5 protein-coding genes are annotated in these 10,425 nt (G+C 56.8%); all 5 read right to left on the bottom strand.

The window, feature by feature from the left end; all coding sequences use genetic code 11:
* The coding region (locus tag ACF8AM_RS06400; RefSeq protein WP_392554826.1) for a DUF1559 domain-containing protein at window positions 1–1,098 on the bottom strand (1,098 nt) is incomplete at its 3' end.
* Between the two features lie 415 nt (window positions 1,099–1,513).
* Window positions 1,514–1,687 (bottom strand): hypothetical protein, encoded by a 174-nt coding sequence (locus ACF8AM_RS06405; RefSeq protein ID WP_392554827.1) that lies wholly within the window; start codon window positions 1,685–1,687, stop codon window positions 1,514–1,516.
* Window positions 1,688–1,769: 82 nt separating this feature from the next.
* Window positions 1,770–4,571 carry an FG-GAP-like repeat-containing protein gene (locus ACF8AM_RS06410; RefSeq protein WP_392554828.1) on the bottom strand — a complete coding sequence of 934 codons (2,802 nt, stop codon included), beginning with the start codon at window positions 4,569–4,571 and terminating at the stop codon, window positions 1,770–1,772.
* A gap of 328 nt (window positions 4,572–4,899) precedes the next feature.
* Window positions 4,900–6,132, bottom strand: coding sequence for a BBP7 family outer membrane beta-barrel protein (locus tag ACF8AM_RS06415; RefSeq protein WP_392554829.1), 1,233 nt, complete (start codon window positions 6,130–6,132; stop codon window positions 4,900–4,902).
* Window positions 6,133–6,555: 423 nt separating this feature from the next.
* Window positions 6,556–10,425, bottom strand: a 3,870-nt coding sequence (locus ACF8AM_RS06420) for a beta strand repeat-containing protein (protein ID WP_392554830.1), incomplete at its 5' end; no start/stop codon positions are given.

A 10,425-nucleotide genomic window follows, 5' to 3' on the forward strand; every position in this document is an offset into this window, starting at 1 on the left:
GCCAGCGTCAATCGAGTCGGTCACGAATTTGACCGCACCGTCGCCCATCAGCACATGCACACCGCCTTGGTGACGACTGCTCGGTGGGCAAGCACCGGTGTCGAAGTCGCCTGATCCACCGAAGCATACTTCGCTGTTGGGCGGCAGGATGCAGTTGAAACCGGTGTAGATGATCGGCGTGTCCATCCAACGGAAACCACGTTTCCAATCGGCGTTGCCGGTCCGGATTCCGCTGCTGCCAGTACCGGCAACGTCTGGATCCCAGAATTGGGGACGAGCAGGATTGATCCAGCCAGCCTGGTCACGGCAGTGAGCAGGGTTGTTGTGAATCGTGCCCCAACCAACTCCGTAGCGAGCGTTGGTCGTGATTGCATTGTCACCGAGGTCCGTTGCAATCTCACCACAAGCGATGGTGTTGGACAAACCATCGAGAACGTCACGGAACTTCAGTTGGCGACGGTGGTAGAAGAAACCACGGTTGGTCGCGTTCGCGTTTTGACCGTTGTTAGGGGTCAAGATCCATCTGCCACCACTGTGACGCATGTAACCGTGGTTGACCCAGTCAGTGCTGTCGCCGATGCAGGCAGCGTAGTTGGTTCGACCGTGAGCGGGGGCTCCACGACCTGGGTCGCTGGGGCAACGGAAGGTTCCCACTTCGGTGAACCAAGGACGGTAGGCACCACCCCAAGGCGCTGGGCCCATGGGGGGGAAGCCCGGATCAATGGCGTTGCCATTCATGTCCAAGTTGTAGGGGTTGCTGATTTGCTCCCACAGACCCTGCTGTTCGATGAACGGCAGCACGGCGGGCAACCAGCTCAAACGGAAGCGGTTGGTTGTTCGGCCTGGGCCTGACCCACCGTAGTCACCGTCGACATAGGTGCCGCCAGCTTGCTTTGGCAAAGCATTGTAGGCGGAGTGGTAGTTGTGAATGCCCAAGCCAATTTGCTTGAAGTTGTTGCTGCATTGCATGCGGCGGGCTGCTTCACGGGCAGCTTGAACGGCGGGCAATAGCAGCCCAACGAGAACACCAATGATGGCGATCACAACCAGCAGCTCAACGAGCGTAAAGCCGGAAGCTTTTGTTCGGTTTCGAACCATTTCGCGCTCCAAAATAGGAATAGAGAAGAATAGGAGAATGCAGGAATCAATGGCGAAGAAAAACACTCGCCGGGTTCCTGCTATGTCATACGGGCGAAGGTTAGGGAGCTTTAAGGGCGGATGGAATCGCGTAAGATGAAGCGCGGTGGTAGATGATTCCTTGTGTGTGATTTTTGAAGGGGTTTTGAGGCGTGGCAAAGCGGGTGGCGCCGGACGGGCTGGCTTCAAAGTTGTGCTTGAGTTTCAACGCAGCAGACTCACGGGAAGAGCGTGTTTTGCCGGGCGATTCTCGTTTGAGCCGCTGCGACTAGAAAACGTTTGGGACAGGTTGCTGTCGTGTACCGTCAGATAGCGCATGAAAAAACCCAGCATCAAAAAATGCTGGGTCATGTGAGATTTGTTGACGCTCGGACGACTATTGGTCTGGAGCGTCCGTCGCAGCGTCCATTTCTTCTTCATACGAACTGTCGTCGTAGCTGAATTCTGCAGGGGGTTCAATCTGAGTGGTGCTGTCGTCGGGAGCACAACCGGTGACCGAAAGGGTACCGGCCAACACGAGCAACGCGAAAAAGGTTTGGGTGGCTTTCATAGAAGGACTCGATGAGAAGGGGGGATCGATTAACACTCACTTAAGCCTAATCCCTTTTGAAAGTTGCTGGCAAGTGTTTCGGTCATGGATTGGAGGGTGCAAAATGCATCCATTGAATGAGGGGACTCCCCTCGACGATCAACCCACACCGATTCACGGTGGGATGTGCAAACGTTTGTTTCTGTCCGCTGGGCCAGTTCACCTCGATTCTTTGCGGTGTTTGGTTGGCAGGGATTCCAATGCAAACGATGGATTCATTTCGGCTCATGTAACCATCGCCCGTCACGATCGTTTGATGAATTCGTTGATCGTTCAATTGCACCAACACCGAGGCGCCGATTGCGTCTCGTTCCGAAGTGGTGCCGACAAGTTTCAGTTGCAGCCAGTTGTTGCTGGTGTTGGTTTGATTTTCAAGCAGTGCAAGTGGTTCGGTGAGATCGCCAATCAGAAGATCGACCAAGCCATCATGGTTCCAGTCCAGACGTGCGACGGCGCGGGCTAAGTGGTTGCTCGCGAAGTAGCCTGTGGAATCATTTGGCGTTTGGGATATCCATTGATGGTTGTGATTGACGAGCAATTGAGTGGGCATCCGGAAGTGCTGTTTCCGCGGACGCCGATCTTCGATGTCGCCGTTGCCAACAACCAGATCCGGGTCGCCATCGTTTTCGAAGTCGAAGGCTTGCGTTCCAAATCCAAGCATGGTCCGGGAGTGTTCTTCAAGTCCGCTTGAAAAGACCGCGTCCGTGTAGAGACGGTCTGTTTGCTGCAGAAAAAGATTGGACAACTCGTCATCGAAATTCGTGACGTGAAGATCGAGGGTTTGGTTGCCATCAAAATCTCCTGCCGCGATTCCCATGCTGGCCAGCGGACGCCCCTTCACGCCGTTGGCGACTCCACAGAGGACAGCGGTGTCTTGAAATGTGGTTGGGGATGTGGTGACGCGATCCCAAAGTTGATTCGGAGTCTGGTCATTGGCAATGAAAATTTCGTTGCTGCCGTCAGTATCTAGGTCGCCAACCACCAAACCCATTCCGCGGTGTGCGTTCGAGGAGGTGGGGCAGAGGTCTCGAAACGTATGCCCTTTCAGCGTTCCGTCTGGTTGGCTGAGGAACACTCGGTCTTCCGCAGCGGTGAATTGCATCGGACCGGGCAAGCGAATCGGGCTTCCTGAAGGATCGTATTGAATTGGATCAAAGATACGTTTGTCATCGACATAGTTGATCTCAATGATGTCCGGCAAATGGTCACCGGACACGTCCGCAATCGCCAATCCGGTCGTGTAGATTCCGTGATTCCAGGTTGCCCCCATTTCCAGCGGTTGAAAGGTGCCATCGCCTTGGTTGATCAACACACGGTTGCGTTCCATGTTGCCAACCACAATGTCAGCGAATCCATCTTGGTTGAAGTCGCCGGTCGTCACGGCCATCGAGTACGCACGGTCGTCCACGAGGGCATGAGCGGTTGCGTCGACGAATGAATGGCCAAGGTGACGCGCCAGGTAGTTGCCCGATTGTCCTGGTTCATTCGCATTGCCATCGCCCTGAGCAGCGTAGACGTCGGTGTTGCCATCCAGATCGAAATCGAGGCACGCCAGCCCAGAGCCAAGCGGTTGGTGCAGCAAGAAATGCTTCTCGACGGGCGGGTTGGCGTTGCGATATTGGAACGTCAGGCCGGACTGCGACGCCACGTTTTCAAAGTGTGGCTGAATCAGTGGTGGGTCGCTGAACGCAGGGGCGAGCGACGGGGCAGGGGATGGTGCGGTCTGATCCCGCGAACTGGCGAGCGACTTCCAATCGACTGGATGAGGTTTTGCGAAAGGCAGTCCGATCCGCTGTGCGAGCAAAGAATCAGCCGCGTTGACGGTTCGTTCCAATTGGCTGAGAGCAACGAGATGTTGATCCACACGGGCTCGTTGCGGGTTGGTGTATGCGACGGAGTTGAATTGCCAAGCGAGAGATTGAAAGGGCAGTCCGATGGGAGCGAGTTGTTGGGCCAGGATTTGGCAGGATCGTCCGACATTGCCTTGTCGAGTCACGGTCGAGGTGGCGAGTTCAGCCAGGTCCTTTGCCAACTGAGACCGTTCTTCGACACGCGAAGCTGCCGCTGCTGCGCCCTTTCCTTGCAACGCCGTGCTGAGTCTTCGCAAAGCTGATTCATGAAGCGGTTCGAGTTCCACGGCATGCTGAAAGGCTTGGCTGGCTGCATCCCATTCGCGGTTGGTCAGGTGCCAGGTCCCGATCGCGAGCCAGTGGTCGGGGAACCGTTCGCATTCGTCTGGGGCATCCGCAAACGCCTGGATCGCTTCTTCGTGTTTCCCCATCTCTGCGAGAATTCTCGTTCGCAATGCAAGCAACGCTGGTTCTTTTGCTGCGAAACCGGGAGCGTTTTCAAGCACATCCAATGCTTGTTGGAATTGGTTTTCGTCAATCTTTTCGCGAGCTATCGCGAGTGCCTTCTGGGGTGTCGCGGCGCGTGATTGTTGACTGTCATGGATTTGGCGACCGGGATCTAACAAACAAAGCAGTTCCACCGTTGTCATCGGTGAGTGTTGGACCAAACGTCGGAGAGATTCGTTTGCTTCGAAACGATTGCCTTTTTCATTCTGAAGTGCCGCGATGGAACGGAGCGAATTGACATCGTTGGGGGCTGACTGAAGCACACGATCGTGTCGGACAATGGCGGCGTTGTAATCACCGCTTTCTGCCATCCAAGCTGCTGCGTTGGCGAGCAATGTCAGACGGTGCTTTGGGAGGCGTTCCGCGGATTCATCCAGCAATGCAATGGCCGCGTCGAGGTTGTCCAGAGACCGTTCCGCTTGGGCGGTCAGGGCAATCACGTCCAACCGGTCAGGTTGCGTTTGCAACAAACTTCGCAGTTCCGTCAAAGCACTCGATGGGTTCCCGGACGCAAGGAGATGCCTAGCCCGCGATAGGGAGGGAGTTGCGGTTTGGGACGAGTCACTCCTAACCGGTGGAGCGGAGTCTGCTTCCGAGGATGGGGCGGGTTCCGCCGAGCGGGATTCCAATGACGAGGCTTGGGGGGCCGAATCCTTGCGATCGCAACCGAGGGTGGTTAGCAGAAGAAACAGGCCGATGCTGACAGAAAAGAAGGCGACCGGTTCGGTCCGTTGGGTCATGAGTCGTCACTACAAAAGTGAAATCAGTGTGGGGATTTCATTCAGTGTAGCTGACCCGATTGGTTGGACCGTCGCGTTAAAATCGCAGTTGACCACCAAAGCTCAAGCCATGAGCGACGTAGTCATTGGAGATGAATCGGAATTCCGGGCGTGATGGCGACGTCACAACACCGGGAGGCGCCAGCAGATTGGGATCGATGTCGCGGTCGATTTGGTCACCTGGTCGAACGACGTTGGGCATGTAGAGCAACGTGTAGCCAACCGTCGCGTCCAAGCAACTGGTCAAGTGAACGCCGAGTGTGAACCCGATTTCAGGGACCATCGTGAATTCATCGCGGCTGAAGGTGCCGGAGTTGTCACGTTGAGCGTAAAGGCCACCCGTGTAGCTGTCGGTCAACCCTGATTCGGTGATGGTGGTGTTCCCGTTGATTGAGACGGTTTGCTTGTTGGTGCCGACTGCGACTCGCAAAAGGCTCTCGAGCCAGATGCGTTCCAAGTTGGCTTGGTAAACCACACCGAGCTGCAAGCCATCGAACTCGTTGCTGGTTCGGAACGCCTCGTTCAGGTTGATGGTGCCAGGGGCGGCTGTGAGTTGCGACTCAAGTGATTCTGAGAAGGTCAGTGATTCGTCCAGTTCCATGTGTCGGTACCCGATCAACCAATCGACTCGGTCGGTGTTGCGGCAGGTCACGCAGTTGCCGCCACAGGTTGGGCACAGAGCAATGCGACCGTTGATCAAGTACGAGTTGAGTTTCGAACTGGCCCCGATCGACAAGCTGCCGTCGACCACGCCAGGGTAGTTGATCAGTTGAGAGGTCTCGATGTCGGTGTCGGTTCGGTAGAACGGGCGAGCGACGATTTGAGTTCCACCATTGCGACTGAAGCCGGATTCGTTCGACCCGATTCGAAAGAATTCTCCTTCGATGCCAAACGCGGAGGCGGGCGTGACAAAGAACCCACCGCGGAACCGGACGCCACTGGTGCTGTCGTCGTTGATTTCGCCGCCGTAGAGGGTTTGCGTGGTCGCCAGTCCGAGGACGCCGGAATCCGTCTGGGCCGTGCCTGTGGGGCTGGTCGTGACCAGAGCAGGGGTTTCCATTCCGTCGGCCCACCAATGCATGTAGTCCGCACGCAACCAAAAACGATCCTGCACGACCGTGTTTTGCATCAGCAGGTTGGACGGAAACGATTGACTGGGGAATCCCGCCAAGAACCCACCGCCTTGAGTGCTGGAGTTGTATCCGGCGGTGGCGTAGGGGTCGAGTGAATTTCCATTGACTGGAACGACCGCATACTGTTGAGCGTGCACGCGCTGGGTTTCACAAACAAAGCTCAGCAATAAAATCAGCGATGCAACGATTGCAACGCAAGACGATTGTCTGCGAAAGGAGCGTGAAGTGCGTGTCGCAAAAGGTGGATTGGTCGGGGCTGGCATTTTTTTTCCGTTCTAGATCGGATTCGCTCAAGATTTTGGCGTGTCCAACCGAACGGATCGTCAATCCGAGCCCATGGCGTCAAGACCAAACGAGCGTCGTGGATTGATTCCATCATGACGCTGGTTGTGAAACAGCAATCCGATGGCTCATCAAGATTGTCATTGGCGCATGAAAAAGCCCGACCTTTTCCCCCCGAAAAAGGCCGGGCTTGACTCACGAAATCGATCCGAGCGTTCCACCGGCTCCCCGTTGCCCGGCATCGATTGGTTGTCGCGAGTTAACTTCTGTCCAATGGATCAGCGATCCGTCGGACGGTTCTGAACGCCTGGCGTTTGCATGAACGAAGCCAGGAAACTGCGTTTGCTGTTGTCGATGACAGTGAAGTCGGTCAATGGGACCGATGTCGGGTTGGTTCCGCCGACGTCGATGTCATCGATGCTTTCGCCGTTGCCCAAAGATCCTTCCACTGAGCTTGGGTATTCCGGTCCATCGCTCGTGCCGCTTGGCAAGCTAAGACGAGTGACTTGGTAGGTGCCAGGCAGCAGGTCTTCGAACAGGTATTCACCGTTGGCGTCGGTGGTCACGGTCACAGGAGTGAACGTGCTGCCGTCGGACAGCGTGCCAGTCAACTCCAGCTCAACGCCTTCGTAGCCAACCTCGCCCGCGTCTCGGACACCATTGTTGTTGGTGTCGCGGTACACGTTGCCGGAGATCTCATTGATCGCCTGATCGATCGCCGTGGTTGCCGAAGCCGTGTTGTCGGTGGTGTTGGTTTCCGCGGTGGTGGTGGAAACCGTCACTGAGTTGACTTGGTCATCAGTGACCCCGTCGTTGATCGAGGCAACGATGGTGAACTGGAACGAACCGCCCGAGGCAATGGTGCCGCCGTTGACTGTGACCGTTTGGCCGGTTGCGGACAAGGCTCCGCTCGGACCCGTGCCGCTGACAAAGGTCAGGCCAGCGGGCAATGTGTCAATCGCGGTGACGGCTTCTGCTGGTGAAGGCCCGTCGTTGAAGACATTGACGGTGTAAGTCAGTTCGGTACCGGTTTGTGCCGTCGTCACGTCCACTGTTTTGGTGACTCGCACGTTGGCTTCTGGAACCACGGTGACCGGAACGGATGCCGAGTTGTTGTCGGTTTGGGTTTCACCAGCGTCCGTTGCAATCGAAACATTATTCGTGATGGCTCCGGAGGCGTCATCATCAACCGTTGCGGTGATGGTCAGCGTTCGAGTCGTGCCAGGGGCAAGATCGAATTCAGGGAAAACGATCACGCCGTTGGTGGTGCTGGTTGGTGTCACTGCGGCACCGCCGGAAGTTGCCGAAACGAAGGTCAAACCATCGGGCAAAGTGTCCGTCACAATCGCACCCGTCGCGGTCGAGGGACTTTCGCCATTGTCGGCTTCGGTTCCGTCGTCGTCGGTGTCGTGCGAGACAACAATGTTGAACGTCACCGTGTCATCGGGACCAAAGGTTGTGGCACCGCCTTGCACGGTTTTATCGATCGTTAAGTCGAACTCAGGCGTCACACCCACGGTAACCGTGTCCGTGTTGTTGGTGCTGTCCAATTCGGTCACACCGGGAACCGCGACGGAGGCCGAGTTGACCAGGTCCGTTGTCACCGTCGGATCCACATCGGCGGTGACAGTGAAGGTTCGCGTTGTGCCAACCGGAATGGATGCGTATTCGACTTCGAGCAATCGCGTGGTGGTGTTGAAGTTGGAGGTCGAAGAACCGGCCGCCGTGATCACCACATTCGACAAGCCAGCGGGCAAGGTGTCGGTGATCCGCGAGTTGATCGCATCGGAGACACTGTCGTCATCGTGCGAGACCGTGAAGGTGTAGGTCACAGTGTCAGCACCTGGGACAACTGTGGTCTCTGCCGCGGTCTTTTCCAGGATCAAGTCGATCTGGGCATCCGGATCGATGTTGACGGTGGACGTGTTGTTGTTTGGATCCGATTCCGGATCCGTCGTGCTGACGGTCGCTGTGTTGGCGATCACGTCGAATTCGTCGGATGCAATCGCGACTTCAAATTCGAACGTCAGCGACTCACTTGGGTCCAGGTCAGGAACGGTGAAGGTCAGCGTTTGACCTGCTTGAGCCAAGGTGACGCCTGAGGTGCCTGCATCAAAGCTGCCAGCGACCAAGGTCAACCCTGCGTCCAAGACGTCGACGACTTCTACCCCGCGAGCTTCCGAGGGACCCGAGTTGGTCACCACGACTTGGTAGGTCACGAACCCGCCTGCCACGACTTGGAATGGCGAGGTGCTGTCGATGATGTCGTCGGAGTCATCTCCATCGGTGCGGTCATCGGGAATCCGAGTCTCGACAACGGTCTTAGCGACCGTCACGTCGACTTCACGAACCACGTCGGTGGTGTCATTGGTGGTGACGTCGGGAGCGTTGTCCGCCGAGGCGGTGACAGAGTTGTCCAGCGGCGAATTCGCGTCGGCGATGGTTGCGTCAACGGTGACAACGATTGCAATCGTTTCGTCTTCTCCGGCCGCCAGATCACCCAAGACCATTTGAATCTTGCCAGCGTCGGGGCCCGACGTGACTTCGCTGACCGAACCCGATCCATCGGTGAAGCTCGCCGAGACAAAGGTCACTCCGGCTGGCAACGTGTCCAATGCGGTGACGTTGATTGCGTTGTCGGTGCTGGTGTTGGTGACCGTGATTTCATAAGTCAGTTGGTTACCAGCAGTGACGGTCGTCAAGTTGTCCGTCTTGGTCACGCTCAACGTTGCAATGGGGACGTCCGCGTTGGCTAGCGAAACGTTGTTCAGCAACGGGTCGGAGTCAACTGGGTTGGTCGGGTCATTGTCGACTTCGACTTCGTAGCCGCTGACGTGAGCTTCATTCTCAGGGTCAGCAGAAATGTCCGTGTCGATGTCGGTGAAGACCCGATAGGTCACCGATCCAGTAGCGGCCAATGCACCCACGGTGAAGGTGCGAATTTCGCGACCCGCTCCACCAACTTCGGTGGTCGTTGTGGTGGCAACGGCGCCTCCGCCGCTGTCTTCCACGCGATTGAACGCCAGTCCCTCGGGAATGAAGTCATCCACGCTGACATCGGTTGCATCCAGCGGACCCAAGTTCTCGATCACCAAGTCGAAGACCGCGGTGCCACCAGCGATCAAGTTCGACGACGCGGTGACCAACGTTTTTGTGATTCGCAGGTCCGTGTTGGGAACCACGCCGAAGTCGACGGTTGAGTTGGTGTTGTTGTCGGTCCCGTCGGTGGTCGGTTCGCCGTTGACTTCCAACGTGATCGCACCGCTGACCAGACCGATTCCGTCGACGTAGGTCCCGTCGTTGTCATCATTGACATTCAAGTCGGTGTCAGCTGCAGCGGTGCTGCTGCCGGAGTAGCCGAAGAGTGCTTCGCCAGTCGCGAATTCTGATTCAGGAATCACAACAGCGTAGGTGCCGGGACCGAGCGAATCGCCGCTGGTCAACGTCGTGAACGTGTAGGCACCCGAGGTGACACCGCCGGAAACGGTGGTGGTCGCGATGGGGGTGTCACCGGCGTCGACTGTGTCCGTTGGTCCGGTCAATTCATACAGTTCGACCACAATTTCGTTGCCCGCACCGGGGGTGGGGAAATCGGGTTCGCCAGCGTCGCGATCGCCGTTGTCTTGGTTGGTTTGGTTGGTGCCGGCACCGTTGTCGATGAAGATTTCACCGCCCAATTCCATGGGTTGGATGCTGGCCAGATTCAGCACGTTTTCATTGCTGCTCTGGGATTCCAAAACAGAGACGAACAGGTCCAAACTCGACGCACCCCCACCGCCGTTGCTGTTGACCGCATCGACAAAGACTTCGATGGCACCGACATTTCCGAAATCAGCACCGGTGCCGACATTGGAGAATGAGCTGAATGGTACGAAGAGTTCTTGAGCCGGACCGGCGATGTTACTGGGCAAGTTCAGCGTCGCGGTCGAGTAGTTGGCTGCATCCGTGTAGACACGAACTTCAATGCCGTCGGTCACGACTTGGTCGCTTCGAACTGACAGCACAACACCGGCGGCTGAATCGGAGTTCGACAAATCCGCTCCGCCCAGACCGGTCGCATCGAGGGCAAGTCCGCCACCATCCGCATCGATGCCATCGTATTGCACAAGCAGCGTTGCCGTGACGTCGCCGCCGTTGCTGAACACCAG

The sequence above is a fragment of the Rhodopirellula sp. JB055 genome (assembly GCF_043100905.1).
GTDB lineage: Bacteria > Planctomycetota > Planctomycetia > Pirellulales > Pirellulaceae > Rhodopirellula.